Genomic DNA, 19,129 nt, shown 5'->3' with positions numbered 1-19,129 from the left:
TAGGGAATATATTTATAGAGTAATGAAAAGATATTAAAGCGATTTTCTTGTTTCAAACAACAACGGAATTTCTGGTTTTGACAGAATTATCTTTTTATAGTTTAGTGAGTTATACGTTGTTATACGTTGGTTCCATTTACAGATGTGTGTATGTTATGGCTGCTTAGAGGATGAAGAAATGATTACTAATACCATCAAACTTTAGCAGTTTGCAACAGACGTATCCCGCAAGCATTGAATACCACAAAAACAATGTAAATCAACAGTGATACAAGAAGAGGTTGCACGTAATTCAGCGTGCGGGATAGTTAAGTAAGTACAAACAGGGTTTGGGCTAGTGTCAGGCTCTTTGCCTATAACAACGATTAACGCCCGAAGTACGGCACAGCAATCTTTATCTACACTTTCTACACGGAAAATAGGAGAGCGACAATTTTTATTTGCGGAAGGAACATATGCTTCGAATGGGTTTCCTGATTTTGTGAATAAAATAAATGGACGTGTGTTTGCCGCCTTTACTCTATAATGCGGACCGAGGAATGGGGCATTATGCTGTGATGAATAAGCGGTAGATGTGCATTCTTGTAATTCATATATGAATTTGACAACATTACATACACAGCTTTCATCAAAGTATGTATTGTGCTCGTCGTTGTAATTGTAGCTCATATTGTTCACTCCTTATCATCAAATTTATACTATTAGAATATGAGTCGAAAAGAATTGATATTACGTGAGACAAAGCTGATTTCTTTTAGCTGGGTATTATTTGAGGAAGATACAAAAAAGTCAGCACCATATTAAGGCGCTGACTTCTTCGGTAAATCTTTTCTTGCAATATATAAAAAACGAGATATATCTAATTTTTTCCCTCTAAAAAATTGCGGGGAGGAAATATAAAGCTCTTCTTTTGCACGAGTGATCGCGACATACATGAGCCGTCTTTCTTCTTCTAAAGCTTCAGACGTGTCTGTCACACGGTCATTTGCGTCTTTTAAAGAAGAAGAGTGAGGCAGTATGCCATCGCTTGCTCCGAGTAAAAAGACACATGGAAACTCAAGGCCCTTTGCATTGTGAATCGACATAAGAGATACGGCATCTTTTTCTTGCATCGTTTTCAATGCTTCCATTTCTTTTTGGCTTTGAATCGCCGTACTGACAAATTCTAAATAAGCAGGGATATCAGTAAAGCGATTTGCTGATTCCATCAGTTCTTCGAGCATTTCTTCTTGAATGTCTTTATGCATTGTAAAGGAAGAACGGTCATTGCTTTGTAAGTACTCTAGGTATTTACCTTTACCTTTAATAATTTCTTTTAGTGCTTTTTTTGGTTCCAATTCTTTAATAAATTTAATGAAGTCAATTCGTTCGTTTATTTTTTTGACTTGAAATGGTTTTAAACTTGGGTTGAGCAATAGGAAATGGAGGAGAGAAGGGAATCTTCCTTCGCTGTATTTCCACTGTTCACGTTCAATAAATGAAATGCATTCATCACGGCCAATATACATCATTGGCAATATGCTTGAGAGCGATTCGATTCGAAATGGTTCATATGCGAGGCGCAGATGATCTAATACTGGTTTAATTAAAGAATGTTCATAGAACGATTGACTTGCGCCGTGTTTAATGAATGGAACTTTATGAATTGTAAGTTGATCGAGTAAAGAACGGCTTACAGAATGTGTCCGATACAATAAGCAAAAGTCTTTATACGATCGCTCGCCGCTTGCTACTTTATCTTGAATGAGTTGCAGGATTTGATTTGCTTCATCAAGAGTAGTTGCAGGACGCGCATAAAATGGTTGTATGCCTTCTTCATGAACAGAATATAATTCTTTTTTAAAACGTTCTTGATTGAGTTTAATGACTTCGTTTCCAAGTCCAACGATAAATGGATTCGAACGATAATTTGTATTCAAAGCAATAATCGTTGTATCTTCAAATTCTTTTGGAAATGATAAGATAATTTGATGGCTTGCGCCGCGCCAGCCGTAAATTGCTTGATCATCATCACCCGCGATAAATAAATTATTCCGAGGCGTGGCCAATAGTTTTACAATCTCATATTGTGCATAAGACGTATCTTGAAACTCATCCACTTCAATGTAATGGAATCTATTTTGTAACTGCGTTAATAAAGGTGCGTTATTTTCAAGCATGTAGAATGTTTCTAGTAAGATATCATCAAAGTCTATATAGCCATATCTTTGTTTTACATCTTCATAGCGCTCATATACTTCACGGAATTCTTGTTCCACTGGTGTCTTTGCTTGTACATCTTTTGGACGATTTAATTTGTTTTTTTCGAGTGAAATCATTGCGAGCATTGTTTCTGCGTCATAATCGTCTTTTAAGCGCAATTCTTTCAAGATTTTCTTTATCATAATTTGTTTATGTTTTTCATTTGCTAAAATTTGCTGGTTATACCCTTGGCTACGAAGCAATTTTAAAAAGACCGAATGAAATGTGCCTGCGACAACATAGCGACTTGCAGCATGATTCATACCAGGTAAGCTTGCTACGCGGCTTCGAATTTCTTCAGCAGCTTTTTGCGTAAACGTAAGCAGTAAAATGTTGCGTGGATGAACATTTTTCACATTAATTAAATAGCCAACGCGAGTTGTTAAAACAGATGTTTTCCCGCTTCCTGCCCCGGCCAATGTAAGAACGGGACCTTCTGTTGTTCTGACTGCTTCTAATTGTTTTTCATTTAAATAAACACCTTGCTGTTCCAGAGCACGAAAATAAGCTGCATCATTATCCTTCTCTACAATTAAATTGACAGAGGTTTTCGGAATATGATAGGTTGCCTGCGGAACGCTAGCGTGCGTTAATATTTTTTGCGAAAATTTTTCTTGAGTCATACATTCACCTTCAAAACTATAGCATCAACTTTTAACTTTAGCGGAAGAAAAAGAAAATAGCAATGTAAAAAACAGGAGGGGGTTACCTCCTGTTTAGAAAATCATAACTCTTTTATCATCACAACATGTGGAATATCAGCTTCCATAAATACATTAGAAACAGTTTGATATCCGAGTTTTTTATAAAAGGATTCTGCATGTGTTTGCGCATGAAGTTTCAATTTGGATAGAGACTCTTCCTTGGCATATGCCTCAAGCGCATCCATAATGATTTTTCCGATTCCTTTTTTGCGATGAGAAGCGAGAACGCATATACGCTCCATTTTACCGATGCCTTGGGCGATGCGAAAACGACCTGCTCCGACTGGTATATCCTCATCATAGATAACAACGTGTTTAGAGATTTCTTCAAATTGATCGTATTCTTCTTCCGCAGACACATGTTGCTCTTCAACAAAGACTTGTTTACGCACAGAGAATGCATCTCTTAGTTGCTCGTCTGTTTGTACGATTTGTGCTTGCAAATTATTTGTTCTCCTTTCCAAGATGGAATGTTTCATGTACTGTCCATGTTTCGTTTTCTAATTGGTATAGAAGGTGGAAACGGTCGATTGGTTGCTCATAATAAAAGTCTTTCATACGTAAGCGACCTAATACATCAGCATGCTCTGCATCTGATAAATTTTGTCCAATTGTTAAATGTGGTACAAAAGCGTATTCGCGTTCTTGTGTGAAGAATCCTTTATGCATTTCTTCGTTTAAGAATGTAAGTTCAGGTGTTTTTTCTACTTTGAAATAAATAACATTATTAACAGGTGCAAATGAGCTCACCTTTCCAACATGAAGGGTAAACGGATTTGTTTTGTTTGCGATTGTATGCAGTTCCCCAACAATCGCTTCTAATTGTTCATCTGGTGCCTCAAAGGGTGTTTTTAATGTGATATGTGGTGGAACCAATGCATAATGCGGGTCATAACGCTTACGTAATCCGTTCGCTTTATCTTGAATCATTTTTGATGGAAAAATTACAATGCCTAGTTTCATCTTTATATTCCTCCCTTTGTAAGTCTAGTTAGATTTTAAGAAAATAAATCTCTTTTTCTATTATATCAAATAATTCTGAACACTGCTCTCTATTATTTCATTGATAGAATATGAGAAAATGCTTTTGGTAAATCTGTCTGCCAATATTTCCACGTATGATTTCCTTCAAATTCTTCATAATGTGTTGTGAAATTTTTCTCTGTAAGTAGTGCGTGTAATTCGCGATTTGGCCCTACAAAATCAGAAACTTGCCCATCTGTTCTCTTTACAGCGGTTTCCTCTGTCCCGATGACATGATAAATGTCTAATGCTTGCGTTTCTGTGAAATCTTTCGCTAGATTGAGTACTGTTTCGTCAACAAACGGGGACTGCATAACGACTTTACCGAATGTATGCGGATACATCAGTGCTGTCATAAAGGACACTGTACCCCCAAGGGAATCACCGATTAATACACGACCTTTTCCCATTTGGTATGTTGGATAATTTTCATCAATATATGGCACGAGTTCGTGAGCCAGGAAACGAATATATGCGCTATTTTTTACATCGTTTGGAAAGTATTTTTCTTTCCGATCGTGTACATTTTTATATGGAATACCGACAATAATTGTTCGGTCAATTTCTTCATTTTCACGAAGACGTTCAATTACGCGGTGCGCTTTACCAAGCTGAAAATAATCTCTTCCATCCTGTGCAATGACAACGGTGTGCTTGTGCAGCGGCGTATAATTAGCTGGTAAATAGACGAGAAGTGTCATCTCTTCTTGAAGCGATGTACTGTAAAATGAAAGTTCTTCGATTTTCCCTGTTGCTTGATTCATGTAAATCCCCCTAAATAAAAATATACTGTGTTTTGCTCCGTGAGGGCAGCGCGAATAGTGAAAATGAAAGGCCACATTCACTGCTGTGCTTCTCATTTTATATTTTACCATAATGGTGTGAAGAATCTAAAAAATTAGTATTTATATGATAAAAGAAAAAAGCTATAATGAAGTGGGATTTTTACAGGGGAGAGGGGCGAAATCAATTTGAAACAAGAAAAATCAATTGCATTACCGTTAGCAGTTTCCATTATAGCCATTTCATTTGCAGCTGTTTTCGTAAAGATGTCTTCAGCACCATCTTCAATTTTAAGCATGTATCGATTATGGATCATTGTACTCTTTATGCTTCCTATCGTTTGGAAGAAACGTGAAGAGTTTCGAGGGATTCAAAGGCGAGATTGGTTGTTTTTGATAGGGTCAGGATTCTTTTTAGCAATTCATTTTCTGTTATGGTTTGCATCTTTAAAATTTACAACTGTAGCAAGCTCAACGATTATTTTAGCGCTCCAGCCCATTGTATCGCTAGTTGGCGGTTTTTTTCTGTTTAAAGAAAGGACGACATATTCGGCAGTTGTAACAATGGGAATTGCGATTCTTGGTGTGATGTGCATTGGATGGGGAGATTTAGGATTAAGCAGACAAGCGATAATTGGAGATATTTTATCCTTTTTAAGTGTAATTGCAGTTGTTGGTTATTTATTCATTGGGCAAACAACAGTAAAAAAAGTTTCACACTGGATTTATAGTTTTACTGTGTTTGCATTTGCGGGGATATTTATCGCTATTTATAACGTAGTAATGAGTGTGCCGTTTACAGGATATTCTACATGGGACTGGTGGATTTTCATTTTGCTTGCGATTGTACCAACAGCCTCACATATGATTAATAATTGGCTATTAAATTATGTGAATGCGACGACAATTTCAATGAGTATTTTAGGAGAACCTGTTGGGGCGTCAATACTTGCCTTTTTCTTATTAGGTGAGAAGCTGAATAGTATGCAAATTATGGGTAGCGTTCTCGTATTATGTGGTGTGTTTATTTTCTTGCTGCAACAGCAAAAACGGGTGCAGCAAGAAACAGTACAAAGTGCAGCATTTACGCAAGAGCTGTAGCGTATTTATAGATAATTAGTAGGCTGTTAGGGGCAATCCTAACAGCTTTTTTCTATATAAATTGAAAAACTGATATAAAAAACTTTCTTTTTGGGTGGGAGAGAGGATTCGGCCGTGTATAGAAGCGGTCAGTTCCTTTTTTAGCCCCATGCCAAGTGGAATCAAAGAGAGAACACGAGTGAAGATCTTCTTTTTGTTGAGTAACAATAAAATCGTTACATTTACAATAAAGATGTTCACAAACGTCAGTCATAGTATTCCATTAAAGGGCCATCTTCTTGAATAAGAGAAAGGATTATTCGTAAGTAAATTGAACTTAATTCAGAAGATGTTATTTAGTTTAGCATCGGTACATGCTACTCAACATTAAGGAGGAAATCGATTATGAGCGACACACAAACATTACGTGGACTAACCACAGTCAGTTTTTGGACGGATGATCTGGCAGCGGCAAAGAAGTGGTACGCTGAGTTATTAGGCATCGAACCATACTTCGAACGTCCAGGATATGCCGAGTTTCGCCTTGGCGACTACCAGCACGAGCTGGGCCTGATAGATAGCCGCTACGCGCCCGATGGTTCAGCGACCGGCCCGGCCGGTGCTGTAGTGTACTGGCACGTCGACGATGTAACAGTAACTTTCAAAAAGCTGCTGTCTATGGGAGCGAAAGAGTACGAGGCACCCACAGAGCGCGGCGAGGGGTTCATTACTGCTTCCGTGGTCGATCCCTTTGGGAACATCTTAGGCATTATGTACAATCAGCACTATTTAGAGGTTCTGGGTTCGACCAGAAAAGCGTGACCCTCGTCCCGACGGCATTCACAGTTCACCGAGGCTTGGTGAATTGCACTGTGGGGCGTAGCAATTATCTGTGCAGTGGCAGCTGTCTCGATTTATGTTATGCTTACCCCAACTGTTCGGTATTAAACTACTATTCTGGAGACAAAAAGCACAAGAAAAATGAAAAGGGCTTCACGAGGTAATGTTAGTAAAGGACCATTCCAGAATAGGGCACAATTGTGCAATAACACTTAAATTTAAAAACCCCTTCTTAAAATCAGAACGGGGTTATACGTGTTTTAGTTTTTAAAATTAAATAATTTTATATAGTTGGTAAGTCTTTTAATAGAATTTGGTATATAATGGGTGTAGAGGTGGTTTTATATGTACTTTCCATCTAAAAAAGATGCATGGTTATATCCAATTTATTTGGCGGGGGTAGCTGCTTGTTTTGCTCCTTTTCTTGCAGGGAGAGATTATTTTCTTCTATTCTTCACGGTTCCTTTTGCGATTCTTCTCATTTGGAGCTGGTTTACAACAGGGTATAAGGTAGAAAAGGAACAAATCATCATGCGCTATGGCCCGATGAAAAAAAGAATTTCAATCAAAGATATAAGAAAGATTACAACAACCCAAAATCCACTAGCAGCTCCTGTACTGTCTTTTGATAGACTTGAAATACTTTATGGTTCTCAATTTGAAGCAGCACTTGTTTCACCGAAAGATAAGCGGCAATTTGTTTCTGTTTTAAAAAATATTCATCCGCAAATTGAAGTAGAAAACCATTGAATAAGTGAGTGAGAAGAGTGGTCTTAAGGGCCACTCTTCTTTTTAACTTCATACTAAGAATTACATGAACTAAAACAAAGAAAGAAATTTATTTCGGATTTGTTATAAAAGGATGAACTTGAACGACACATAAATCTCGAAATTTCCCTTCAGCAGTTGTTACGATAATGACGGCCCGTCCAGGGTTCTTTCCCGTTATAATTACTTTGTCCTTCTCTGTGATAACTGTTATGACGTCATGGTTCATATTTTTCCATATAAGCTCTTGGTTTGTTGCTTGAATCGGGAGAACAGAAGCAGATAATTCAGCGCTTTGTCCTACTTTTATTTTTAGTTTATTTTTTTGTATATGCACACCAATTACAGATACAACAGAAGGAGCGAGTGAAATTTGAGGTTTTGACTGTATGTTTGGACAAGAAGCATTTGTAATAAGTGATAGTTTTTTTGAGTTTTGGTGTTGTAGTGATGCCATCATTCTGAAATCTCCTTTCTGTATAAGGGTTGGTACTAATACTATAACGAAGTAGTGTTATGGTAAATTTAACGAAATATAAAGAAATTGTTAATTTCAAGGAGGAAATTGTCGAACAATGAATAAAAGAAAGGAACCTCCGCTTTTATCATAAAAGCGGAGGTTCTCTATTCTAAAAATATTATGCAGTTTTTTCGAATTCCTCGAACTGCTTTTCAACTTCTTTTGAAGATTTTGTTAGTAAACTAACGATAACAATTGCTAGTAAACTTGCTGTGAAACCTGGAATCATTTCATATAGGAAATCTTTTAAAAACTTAAATTGTGTCCACGTAATAACTGTTGCAGCTCCAGCAATCATCCCAGCTAGCGCACCCCATTTTGTCATGCGTTTCCAGTACAAGCTTAGTAAAACGACAGGACCAAATGAAGAACCAAAGCCAGCCCAAGCATAGCCAACAAGCGATAGGATTGTGTCGTTTTGTTTAAATGCTAATCCACAACCAATAAGTGCAATAACAAGAACGGCCATACGACCAACAAATACAAGCTCGCGATCAGATGCAGAACGTTTAAAGAATGTTCTATATATGTCTTCCGTTACTGCACTTGATGTAACAAGAAGCTGAGAAGAGATTGTACTCATAATAGCCGCTAAAATCGCTGCTAATAAAAATCCAGTAATTAATGGATGGAATAAAATGTTACCTAGTTCAACGAAAATTGTTTCTGGATCAGAGAGCTTTAATCCCGCTTTTGAATAGTAAGCGATACCGATAAGGCCAGTAAACATAGCTCCTGCTACAGAGAAAATCATCCAGCCCATACCAATTCGGCGTGCACTTTTAATTTCTTTTACAGATGAAATAGCCATAAAGCGCACGATAATATGAGGTTGTCCAGCATAACCAAGACCCCAGGCGAATAATGAAATAATACCTAATACGGATGTTCCTTTAAAAATATCTAATAGCGCTGGGTCAATAGATTTAATTGTATCAAATGCTGGTCCAAGGCCGTTTACATGCATAATTGTTACGACTGGAACAAGTACAAGAGCAACCACCATAATGATACCTTGAACGAAGTCTGTCCAACTTACAGCTAAGAAGCCGCCGAATAATGTGTAAGCTACAACAACGCCTCCAACAATAAGTAATCCGACATGATAATTTAAGCCAAATGAATTTTCGAATAATACAGCACCTGAGACGAATCCTGAAGCTACATAAAATGTGAAAAAGATCATAATAACAAGTCCAGAAACAAGACGTAGCATATGAGATGCATCATGGAAACGATGCTCTAAAAATTCTGGAATAGTAATAGAGTTGTTTGCTATTTCTGAGTAGGTACGTAAGCGAGGAGCGACATAGATCCAGTTTGCGTAGGCGCCAAGTGTTAGGCCAATCGCAATCCAGCTACTACTTAATCCAACGCTAAACATTGCACCGGGTAATCCCATTAACAGCCAGCCGCTCATATCGGCTGCTCCAGCACTTAATGCTGTTACTGCGGGGCCTAGTGTACGCCCGCCAAGCATATAATCTGTTAAGTTGGATGTTTGTTTATAGGCAAAATAGCCAATAACTAGCATCCCGAGCATGTAAATAGAGATAGAAATTAAAATTAACATCTGCGTACTCATGTAGTACCCCTTCCTTTTGTAATGTCTTTTGATGAACTTTGCATGTTTATAATCTATCATGATTATTTCAGAAAATCCATATACAAATATGAATTTTCTGAAATGTAAGCGTTTTTTGACATCGTTTTATTTTTAGAATATATAATTTTCTGACAAAAAACCTTAATATTAATAGAGTATTTATTATATTTACATAGAAACAGGTTGTTTTGTCAATATAATATTGAATGGAGAAATAAATAAAAATTTTAAAAAAATTATTGACTTATGAAAAAGGAAAGGAATATAATGAGTTCAACTTAAAAAAATGCAAGCGTTGATGAAGAAGAGTACATATTATGAACATGTCAGAGAGCTGATGGTTGGTGCGAATCAGTATGGAATTAATATGGAATGGCCTTCGGAGCTTCCAAACCGAACCGAAAGAAGTAGGCTTTGGCGACATGATCTCATCGATACAAGAGACACGTATTAACTTTTGATACGGCAAAGTGCGTTACATTTGTAACGAATTAAGGTGGCACCACGGGAGTACCCGTCCTTTCTATAGGATGAGTACTCCCTTTTTGTGTATAAATGTTTGTTCAAAGAGGAGGATAAAGAAATGCGATAGTTATCTTTAACGGAATTTTTGAACATCCCATATAAAAATGAATAAGTAAAATCGTTTAAGTAAGAAGAGTACGTATATTGGAGACGTTCCAGAGAGTCGGGGATAAGTGGGAGCCCGGTGCGGTGCCATATGCGGAATGGGCTTACGAGAGGTATGCTGAACAGATATAAGTAGGCAACCCGGGTTCCGCCGTTACAAGGATAAGGTATATATTTGTACCTGAATAAAGCGGGATGCTTCTGCATCCAACATGAGGTGGTACCACGGTAAATTTATCGTCCTCTACATATTTCGATATGTAGGGGACTTTTTTATTTTTCAGAGTGAGGTGAAAGTCATGATAACGACAGAACAATTTATGATACAAAAGAAACAAGGGAAAACATTTCTTGTAATTGATGAAGAAGAAGGAGATAGCGTAACGCCGATTGCTTTATATCGCCAGATGAAAGGTGAGAAAAAATTTTTACTCGAAAGCTCGCAGCTTCATCAAGATAAAGGTCGTTATTCCTATTTAGGATGTGATCCATATGGAGAAATCAAAAGTAGCGGTGCGAAGGTAGAGATTACGATAAATGGTAGAACGAAGCAGATAGAAGAAAATGTATTACAAGTATTAAAAAAAGCCCTTGCGCCATCAGGGGTAGAAAGTCCATTTCCATTTTGCGGAGGGGCAGTTGGATATATTGGTTATGATGTGATTCGGCAATATGAAGATATTGGAGAAGAACTGTTTGACCCGGTAGATATTCCAGAAGTTCATATATTATTGTATCGGGAGTTTATTGTATACGATCATTTACGTCAAAAATTATCGTTTGTATATGTATACAGAGAAGATGATACAGACTCTTTTGAAGAAGTGTATGAGAGACTGCAGGTATATAAACGAGGTATTTTAAAAGGAGCGAAGGAACAAGTGTCAGAAATGCCGCCTTCCCTAGCCTTTACTTCTTCTATAACAGAAGAAAAATTTTGCGAAATGGTAGAGAAGGCAAAAGAATACATTCGAGCTGGTGATATTTTTCAAGTGGTGTTATCTCAGCGTTTGCAAAGTGAATTTATAGGCGATTCATTTGCGCTCTATCGCAAACTTCGCATTGCAAATCCATCACCGTATATGTTTTATATTGATTTCCAGGATTATGTTGTACTTGGTTCTTCACCGGAAAGCTTACTTTCAGTACGAGATGATAAGGTGATGACAAATCCGATTGCAGGAACAAGACCACGCGGAAAAACAAAAGCGGAGGATGAAGAGATCGCGAAAGAGCTCTTAGCAAATGAAAAAGAGCGTGCAGAACATATGATGCTAGTAGATTTAGGGCGAAATGATATCGGGCGGGTGAGCGAAGTCGGCTCTGTTGGGCTCGATAAGTATATGAAAGTAGAGAAGTACTCACATGTCATGCATATTGTATCTGAAGTTTCCGGAACATTGCGAAAACAGATGGATTGTTTTGACGCATTAGCCTACTGTTTGCCGGCTGGTACTGTATCTGGAGCACCGAAAATTAGGGCGATGGAGATTATAAATGGATTAGAAACTGAAAAAAGAAATGTGTATGCCGGAGCGGTAGGATATATAGCTTTTTCCGGAAACCTTGATATGGCGCTTGCGATTCGCACAATGGTTGTAAAGGATCAAAAAGCATATGTGCAGGCGGGAGCAGGTATTGTCTATGATTCCAACCCAACCTCTGAATATGAGGAGACGTTAAATAAAGCGAAAGCTCTTTTGGAGGTAATGAAATGATTGTACTCATCGATAACTATGACTCATTCACTTATAACTTGTATCAATTATTAGGGCAATATGAGGAAGAGATTATTGTACTGCGAAATGATAAAGTGACGATTCAAGAACTGGAAGAAATGAAACCAAACGCAATTATTCTCTCGCCAGGACCGGGAAAACCAGAGGATGCAGGGATCTGCACCCAGGTGATCAGGCATTTTTATAAACAAATTCCGATTCTTGGTATTTGCCTAGGGCACCAAGCAATTGTTTCTGCATTTGGCGGTGAAATTGTAAGGGCGGAGCATATAAAACATGGGAAAACATCACGTGTAAAACATAATGGCACATCGATATTTTCATATGTCACACAGCCGTTAACTGCGATGCGCTATCATTCACTCGTAGCGGAAAAGCACACGATTCCAAAGTGTTTTGATGTATTAGCAACAGCGATGGATGATGGGGAAATCATGGCAGTTCGCCATAACTATTATCCACTCTTCGGACTTCAGTTTCATCCAGAGTCAATTGCGACGGAAGAGGGCGGGAAATTAATACGTGCATTTTTATCCAATGTGAAAGAGGGGGAGCGAGTATGAACAGTTATCTTCGGAAATTAGTAGATGGACAGAACTTAACGGAACAGGAAATGTATGAAGCGGGGCTTGCGCTCTTAAATGAGGATACATTAGAAAGCGAAATTGCTGCCTTTTTAGCATTGTTAAAGGCAAAGGGGGAAACAGCGGATGAAATATTTGGTCTCGTTCGGGCTCTTCGGGAAAAGGCATTACCATTTGCAAGTCATATAAAAGGAGCCATGGATAATTGCGGAACGGGCGGAGACGGAGCGCAAACATTCAATATTAGTACGACATCTGCTTTCGTACTTGCCGGGGCAGGCGTGAAGGTGGCGAAACATGGGAATCGCGCTGTTTCTAGTAAAACAGGGAGTGCAGATCTATTAGAAGAACTTGGTGTAAATATTGCATGTACACCGAGAGAAATTGATTATTTATTAGAAAAAGTCGGCATTGCTTTTCTATTTGCACCAGCTATGCACCCAGCGCTTAGACGCATTATGAAAATAAGAAAAGAGTTAAATGTTCCGACCATCTTTAATCTAATTGGCCCTCTTACCAATCCGATTGATTTAGAAACGCAGTTTGTTGGCATATACAAACGAGATATGTTATTGCCAGTAGCAGAGGTATTGCAAAAGCTTGGTAGAAAACAAGCGCTTGTGGTAAATGGAAGTGGATTTTTAGATGAAGCATCTCTGCAGGGAGAAAATCATGTTGTAATTTTAAAGGATAACGAGATTATAGAAGTAACTATTGTTCCAGAAAAGTATGGATTTTCACGAGTAAGAAATGAAGAGATAAGGGGCGGGAATGCAAAAGAAAATGCCAATATTACACTGCAAGTATTGCAAGGGGAAAAGAGTGTATACCGTGATACGGTGCTATTAAACGCAGGTCTTGCTCTTTTTGCAAACGGAAAAACAGAGACGATTGAAGAAGGAATTCGCTTAGCTGCTCATAGCATTGATTCTGGAAAGGCGTTAGCGAAATTGAATGCATTAATTCACGCAAGTCATAACAGATTGGAGAAGGTGAACTAAATGGAAACAATTTTAGACAAGATTGTCGAGCAGAAGAAAAAAGAAGTAGAAGTGCTGCACGAAACATATACGCCGGTGAAGCAAAAGCGTAAGTCATACTCTCTTGTAGAAGCATTGAAAAACTTCACAGTCATTGCTGAAGTGAAGCGAGCATCTCCATCTAAAGGTGATATAAATTTACATGTAGACGTATCGAAACAAGTAAAAATGTATGAAGAATGTGGTGCAGGAGCTGTTTCGGTTTTAACGGATGAACAATTTTTCAAAGGATCTATTCACGATTTAGAAACGGCGAGAAGACATAGTAATATTCCGCTATTATGTAAAGATTTTATTATCGATACCATTCAAATTGACCGTGCGTATGAAGCGGGAGCTGATCTCATTTTACTGATCGTTGCGGCATTATCGAAGCAAAAGTTACAAGAGTTATATGAATACGTACAAGAAATCGGATTAGAGGCAATTGTAGAAGTTCACAATGAAGCAGAATTAGAGGTAGCACTAGAACTAAACCCTCATGTGATTGGAATAAACAATAGGAATTTAAAAACATTTGAAGTGGATTTAAGTACAACAGAAAAGCTTGGGAAGCGATTAAATGAAAAGAATATGCTTTGGATTAGTGAAAGTGGAATCCATACGAAAGAAGATATCATGCGTGTCAAGCAAGCTGGTGCAAAAGGAATTCTTGTTGGGGAAGCGCTGATGACTGCACCTTCCGTACAAGACTTTTTTCAATCGCTGAAGGTGACGATATGAAAGTAAAGATTTGCGGCATTACCGATATAGAAACAGCAAAGAAAGCGTGTGAATATGGCGCAGATGCCATTGGATTTGTGTTCGCGAAAAGCAAAAGGGAAATTGCGCCTGAAAAGGCAAAAGAAATTATTGATGAGCTCCCAGCTGGCGTAATGAAAGTGGGCGTTTTTGTAAATGAATCGGTAGAAGTCATCCAGAAAATCGTAAATGATTGTGGCTTAACACATGTACAATTGCATGGAGATGAAGGGAATCATCATATAAAAAGATTGAATATTCCATCTATAAAAGCGCTTGGTGTAAATTCGAGTGAAGATATAAAACAGGCAACAGACTATGAAGTTGATTTTATCTTATTTGATAGCCCGAAAGAAAAGTTTCATGGTGGAAATGGCAAAACATTTTCATGGACGTTACTAGAGCAGATGTCAGATGAAATTCGTAAAAAGAGCATTTTAGCTGGTGGATTACATCATGGAAATATTACAGAAGCGATTGAAACAGTGAAGCCATATATGGTGGATGTCAGTAGTGGCGTAGAAACAGATGGCAAGAAAGATAGCGAGAAAATAAAACAATTTATTATAAAAGCGAAGGAGTGTTCCATATGAAATATGCATATCCAGATGAAAAAGGTCACTACGGTATATACGGAGGACGTTACGTTCCAGAAACATTAATGCAGTCTGTTTTAGAATTAGAAGAAGCATATAAAGAAGCGATGCAAGATGAAGCGTTTCAGCAAGAATTAGAGCATTATTTACAAACGTATGTTGGAAGGGAGACACCGCTTTATTTTGCTGAAAATCTGACAAAGTATTGCGGAGGCGCCAAAATTTATTTAAAGCGTGAAGATTTAAATCATACAGGAGCTCATAAAATTAACAATACAATTGGGCAGGCGCTTCTTGCAGTACGAATGGGTAAGAAAAAGGTTGTAGCTGAAACAGGAGCTGGACAGCACGGAGTTGCAACAGCGACGGTATGCGCCTTACTCGGTTTAGAGTGCGTCATTTTTATGGGAGAAGAGGATGTAAAACGTCAAAAGTTAAATGTCTTCCGAATGGAACTATTAGGAGCGAAAGTGGAAAGCGTTACAACAGGAAGCAGGACGTTAAAAGATGCAGTAAACGAAGCGCTTCGCTACTGGGTTGCACATGTGCACGATACGCACTATGTAATGGGATCTGTTCTTGGGCCGCATCCATTCCCGCAAATTGTACGTGATTTTCAAAGTGTAATTGGGAAAGAAACGAAGAAGCAATATGAAGCGTTAGAAGGAAAATTACCAGAAGCAGTTGTTGCTTGCATTGGCGGCGGAAGTAATGCAATGGGTATGTTTTATCCATTTGTACATGATGAAGAAGTTGCTCTTTACGGCGTCGAAGCAGCAGGGAAAGGGGTTCATACAGAGAAGCATGCAGCAACATTAACAAAGGGAAGCGTTGGCGTCCTGCACGGTTCGATGATGTATCTTCTTCAAAATGAAGAAGGACAAATTCAGGAGGCGCATTCTATTTCAGCAGGGCTCGATTATCCAGGTGTTGGGCCAGAACATAGCTTGCTAAAAGATATCGGCCGTGTCTCTTACAACTCAATTACAGATGAAGAAGCATTACATGCATTTCAATTACTGACGAAAAAAGAAGGGATTATCCCGGCATTAGAAAGCTCACATGCTGTAGCATATGCACTAAAACTCGCGCCTACAATGAAACAAGATGAAGGACTTGTCATTTGTTTATCAGGCCGTGGTGATAAAGATGTGGAAAGTATAAAACGTTATATGGAAGAGGTGTAAATGATGGGAGTAGAAAGAATTACAGCGGCATTTCAAAATGGAAAAAAAGCATTTATCCCGTATGTAATGGGGGGAGATGGTGGTTTAGAAAAATTAAAGGAACAAATTCGTTTCTTAGATGAAGCGGGAGCAAGCATTGTTGAAATTGGCATTCCTTTTTCTGATCCAGTTGCAGATGGTCCCACAATTCAAAGGGCAGGAAAACGTGCATTAGATAATGGAACAACGCTCGGAGGAATCTTTCAAGCATTAGCGGAAGTAAGACAAGAAGTACAAATTCCATTTGTACTCATGACATATTTGAATCCTATTTTAGCTTTTGGAAAAGAACGTTTTATTGGAAGCTGTCTTGAAGCCGGTGTGGATGGGATTATTGTCCCGGACTTGCCATATGAAGAACAAGATATTATTGCACTGCTTCTTCGTGATGCGAATATTGCTCTTATTCCACTTGTAACAGTAACGAGTCCAGTTGAACGAATTGAAAAGATTACGAGTGAGTCACAAGGGTTTGTCTATGCAGTAACGGTAGCGGGTGTCACTGGAGTTAGACGTGACTTTAAGCAAGAATTGCATAGCTACTTAGAGAATGTAAAAGCACATGTTCAGCTTCCGGTAGTTGCGGGGTTCGGAATATCGACAACTGAGCAAATAAAGGAAATGATTGGTGTATGTGATGGAGTTGTTGTAGGAAGTAAAGTGATTGAATTGTTAGAAAAAGAAAAGCAAGAGGAAATTTGTGAGCTAATTGCTGCGGTGAAATGAGAAAAAGAGGCTACCTGTTAAGGTAGCCTCTTTTTCATAAAAAATGTTTTAGACTTATTACACTTATAAATCCCTTATGTGTTTCCTAATATCAGCGGCTATTTTAGTAGGATCATCAATTTCAAAAAAGACATATTTGTATTTTTCATGACCCTCTAGTTCGATCATTACAAGAGGTACTCTGTTTTCATAAGAGAGAAAATACCATTCATCGTTATATTTAAAACTACCTTCAAAAATGTTAAGTGCTGAAATTGAAGTTCCAGGCATTCGGAGCATCCATTGTGGAACATCAAAATAGTCAACATATACATTTTGAATAGTATTATAAGGGATTTTTAATTTTAATTTTAAGGCGAAGAACCCTGTTATTCCATTTAATTTTAGCGTCATACTATCGTTATCAAACTGTACTTCTCTTCCCATATGCCCCCTCCTGATCTTTGTAAAATTGAACACCGTTATCTAAATTATACCATTTAGATAATAACAATGACGGGTATTTCTTGACGTAGATTTTATCCCGCTATTTGTGGGCAGTAAGACTCCCACCTCAAAATTCAGCGAAAGCAAAGAAATTAGGTGGGGGATGAAGAAACCCCCACTGATTAAAGTTTCACTTTATATACACCAAGTTAACATATGAGTATTATGTTGCTACTACTGCATGACATTAAGAAATTTGAGAGACTGCTGCAAAGTGAATTGAATATTCTGTCAACTGTTATATAATACTTACAATTGTATCTTATAAGAAATGAGATGATGGTATGGCCGTATTGTTGGCTCTTATTCCAATTATGATGATTTTTATTTGTTTATTTGTATTTAAGCAAACATCGCTTAAAGCTTCATTGATTTCCTATGCTGTATGTGGTGGAATCGTTTTGCTAACACCGATGTTTCGCTTGCAGATGGGAGAGGTTGTACATGCAACAATTAAAGGTGGTTTAATTTGTTTTATTGTTGGATATGTTTTGTTCTTTGGTATCCTTTTATTTCACCTCATGAATAAAATGGGGTACATTGATCAGGTTGCAAGATTTATGGAACAGGTTACACATGATCGTTTATTACAAATGCTTTTAATGTGTTTTGGAATTTGTCCTCTTATTGAATCAGTAAGTGGGTTTGGAATTGGCTTTATGGTGGCAGCTCCTATTTTTCTTTCGCTCGGTTATAAACCGTTCCAAGCTGTTTTGCTCTCGTTTATTGGATTATTAGCAAGTTCATGGGGAGCGATGGCAACAGGAACGATTATTGGATCGCAGCTTGTGAATATGCCATTAGTAAACTTGGGTTCCAGTACAGCATTACTAAGTATTCCTTTCTTTGCATACTTTGTCTTACTTTCTTTGTATGTAGTTGGTGGTTGGTCTGCAGTTATGCAGAAATGGAAGGAAGCAGTCGGCTTCTTTCTCTTATTCTCTTTATCAATCTATCTTTCTAATGCATATGTGAGTGTGGAATTGGCTGGGATTTTAAGTTCAATCGTTACAATTACATTTGGATTTCTCATCATTAAAATAACAGCGAGGCAAGGAAAGGAAGTTTTATCAGAACATGCTGCAACTGTAGAACGAGACGTTTCTATTGTGAAAATTATAAGTCCATACTTATTTTTAACAATTTGTATACTACTCTCTCGTTTAATTCCGTCGTTACATAATATGTTACAATCTTATGCTGTTCTGGATCTACCAACATATTCTTATAAACTAGAATTATTGTATTCACCAGGTTTTTGGCTTGGTGTTACATGTTTATTTACCATCGTTTTCTTCCGTATTCCTTCTACTATTATAAAACAATCTTTATCTCAAACGATAAAACAATGGATCCCTTTCGCTATTACAACGACAATGTTCATTGCAATTTCAGAACTAATGGGTGCCGCGGGTATGCACACATTGTTAGCGGAAGCAGCTGGAAATACATTTGGAACGTTATTTGTCTTTGTGGCCCCTTTCATTGGTGCAATTGGTGGTTTTTTAACGGGAAGTAACGCAGGATCAAATGCAATGTTTATTAAACTGCAAATGCAGACAGCACAGAACGTAGGACTTCCGTGGCAATATGTTACGACTCTTCAAAATACAGCATCATCTGTAGCGACAATTGCTTGTCCATCACGGATTACACTTGGGGCCTATTTATGTAATATCTCGTTTCGTGAGAATGAACTACTAAAGAAGACAACGCTTATGATTTGTGGAGCGGTGTTGATTGTAGTGGTGGAAGTTGCCGGGTGGTATGTATTGCAATGAAATATTTGATGAAATC

General features: G+C 37.9%; 19 protein-coding genes and 2 other annotated features. Of the genes, 11 read left to right on the top strand and 8 right to left on the bottom strand.

The features are described 5' to 3' along the window. Window positions 1-201 precede the first annotated feature (201 nt). The 5 genes from Y7E_RS0118705 to Y7E_RS0118685 form a co-directional block, all read right to left on the bottom strand. Window positions 202-669 carry a CotY/CotZ family spore coat protein gene (locus Y7E_RS0118705; protein WP_017152790.1) on the bottom strand — a complete coding sequence of 156 codons (468 nt, stop codon included), beginning with the start codon at window positions 667-669 and terminating at the stop codon, window positions 202-204. 131 nt (window positions 670-800) lie between these two features. After that, window positions 801-2,864, bottom strand: a complete 2,064-nt coding sequence (locus tag Y7E_RS0118700; protein WP_017152789.1) for an ATP-dependent helicase — start codon at window positions 2,862-2,864, stop codon at window positions 801-803. Window positions 2,865-2,965: 101 nt separating this feature from the next. Continuing rightward, window positions 2,966-3,388 carry a GNAT family N-acetyltransferase gene (locus tag Y7E_RS0118695; protein WP_017152788.1) on the bottom strand — a complete coding sequence of 141 codons (423 nt, stop codon included), beginning with the start codon at window positions 3,386-3,388 and terminating at the stop codon, window positions 2,966-2,968. A 1-nt stretch (window position 3,389) separates the two neighbouring features. Then, on the bottom strand, window positions 3,390-3,908 hold the full coding sequence (locus Y7E_RS0118690) for a YjcG family protein (protein WP_017152787.1): 519 nt from the start codon (window positions 3,906-3,908) through the stop codon (window positions 3,390-3,392). 92 nt (window positions 3,909-4,000) lie between these two features. Then, on the bottom strand, window positions 4,001-4,732 hold the full coding sequence (locus Y7E_RS0118685) for an alpha/beta hydrolase (protein ID WP_017152786.1): 732 nt from the start codon (window positions 4,730-4,732) through the stop codon (window positions 4,001-4,003). 207 nt (window positions 4,733-4,939) lie between these two features. Between Y7E_RS0118685 and Y7E_RS0118680 the strand changes: the two genes are divergently transcribed. From Y7E_RS0118680 to Y7E_RS0118670, 3 genes are all read left to right on the top strand, one after another. Further along, a complete protein-coding gene (locus Y7E_RS0118680; protein WP_017152785.1) occupies window positions 4,940-5,851 on the top strand; it encodes a DMT family transporter in 912 nt (303 codons plus the stop codon). A 384-nt stretch (window positions 5,852-6,235) separates the two neighbouring features. Beyond that, window positions 6,236-6,652: a VOC family protein gene (locus tag Y7E_RS0118675; RefSeq protein ID WP_017152784.1), complete on the top strand. Its 417-nt coding sequence runs from the start codon at window positions 6,236-6,238 to the stop codon at window positions 6,650-6,652. Between the two features lie 363 nt (window positions 6,653-7,015). Continuing rightward, window positions 7,016-7,420, top strand: a complete 405-nt coding sequence (locus Y7E_RS0118670; protein WP_017152783.1) for a PH domain-containing protein — start codon at window positions 7,016-7,018, stop codon at window positions 7,418-7,420. 88 nt (window positions 7,421-7,508) lie between these two features. Here the strand turns inward: Y7E_RS0118670 and Y7E_RS0118665 are convergent, their stop codons facing one another. Next, the gene (locus Y7E_RS0118665) at window positions 7,509-7,898 is read right to left on the bottom strand and encodes an Ig-like domain-containing protein (protein ID WP_017152782.1); all 390 of its coding nucleotides are present in this window, start codon (window positions 7,896-7,898) and stop codon (window positions 7,509-7,511) included. Between the two features lie 178 nt (window positions 7,899-8,076). Continuing rightward, the gene (gene putP, locus Y7E_RS0118660; RefSeq protein ID WP_017152781.1) at window positions 8,077-9,543 is read right to left on the bottom strand and encodes a sodium/proline symporter PutP; all 1,467 of its coding nucleotides are present in this window, start codon (window positions 9,541-9,543) and stop codon (window positions 8,077-8,079) included. 307 nt (window positions 9,544-9,850) lie between these two features. Beyond that, window positions 9,851-10,089 (top strand) — a binding site (T-box leader). A 112-nt stretch (window positions 10,090-10,201) separates the two neighbouring features. After that, window positions 10,202-10,442, top strand: a binding site (T-box leader). 51 nt (window positions 10,443-10,493) lie between these two features. Here putP and trpE point away from each other — a divergent pair. From trpE to trpA, 7 genes are read left to right on the top strand one after another with little or no spacing between them, the layout of a single operon-like run. Then, on the top strand, window positions 10,494-11,912 hold the full coding sequence (gene trpE, locus Y7E_RS0118650) for an anthranilate synthase component I (protein WP_017152779.1): 1,419 nt from the start codon (window positions 10,494-10,496) through the stop codon (window positions 11,910-11,912). Further along, window positions 11,909-12,496, top strand: coding sequence for an anthranilate synthase component II (locus tag Y7E_RS0118645; protein WP_017152778.1), 588 nt, complete (start codon window positions 11,909-11,911; stop codon window positions 12,494-12,496). The genes trpE and Y7E_RS0118645 overlap by 4 nt, the downstream gene beginning before the upstream one ends. Continuing rightward, on the top strand, window positions 12,493-13,518 hold the full coding sequence (gene trpD / locus Y7E_RS0118640; protein ID WP_017152777.1) for an anthranilate phosphoribosyltransferase: 1,026 nt from the start codon (window positions 12,493-12,495) through the stop codon (window positions 13,516-13,518). Before Y7E_RS0118645 ends, trpD begins: the two co-directional genes overlap by 4 nt. Further along, window positions 13,519-14,280: an indole-3-glycerol phosphate synthase TrpC gene (gene trpC / locus Y7E_RS0118635; RefSeq protein ID WP_017152776.1), complete on the top strand. Its 762-nt coding sequence runs from the start codon at window positions 13,519-13,521 to the stop codon at window positions 14,278-14,280. Next, on the top strand, window positions 14,277-14,891 hold the full coding sequence (locus tag Y7E_RS0118630) for a phosphoribosylanthranilate isomerase (RefSeq protein ID WP_017152775.1): 615 nt from the start codon (window positions 14,277-14,279) through the stop codon (window positions 14,889-14,891). The genes trpC and Y7E_RS0118630 overlap by 4 nt, the downstream gene beginning before the upstream one ends. Continuing rightward, window positions 14,888-16,081, top strand: coding sequence for a tryptophan synthase subunit beta (gene trpB, locus Y7E_RS0118625; protein WP_017152774.1), 1,194 nt, complete (start codon window positions 14,888-14,890; stop codon window positions 16,079-16,081). Before Y7E_RS0118630 ends, trpB begins: the two co-directional genes overlap by 4 nt. Before the next feature lie 3 nt (window positions 16,082-16,084). Beyond that, the gene (gene trpA, locus Y7E_RS0118620; protein WP_026049265.1) at window positions 16,085-16,846 is read left to right on the top strand and encodes a tryptophan synthase subunit alpha; all 762 of its coding nucleotides are present in this window, start codon (window positions 16,085-16,087) and stop codon (window positions 16,844-16,846) included. Window positions 16,847-16,909: 63 nt separating this feature from the next. On the opposite strand, the gene Y7E_RS0118615 is transcribed toward trpA, so the two are convergent. Then, complete coding sequence (locus Y7E_RS0118615) at window positions 16,910-17,272, bottom strand: hypothetical protein (RefSeq protein ID WP_017152772.1); 363 nt, start codon at window positions 17,270-17,272, stop codon at window positions 16,910-16,912. Between the two features lie 344 nt (window positions 17,273-17,616). Between Y7E_RS0118615 and Y7E_RS0118610 the strand changes: the two genes are divergently transcribed. Next, entirely contained in the window at window positions 17,617-19,113 is a 1,497-nt protein-coding gene (locus Y7E_RS0118610) for an L-lactate permease (RefSeq protein WP_017152771.1), read from the top strand. Window positions 19,114-19,129 lie beyond the last annotated feature (16 nt).

It is taken from the genome of Bacillus bingmayongensis, assembly GCF_000299035.1.
GTDB classification, from domain to species: Bacteria; Bacillota; Bacilli; order Bacillales; family Bacillaceae_G; genus Bacillus_A; species Bacillus_A bingmayongensis.
This window is presented reverse-complemented; position numbering and strand designations above follow the sequence as displayed.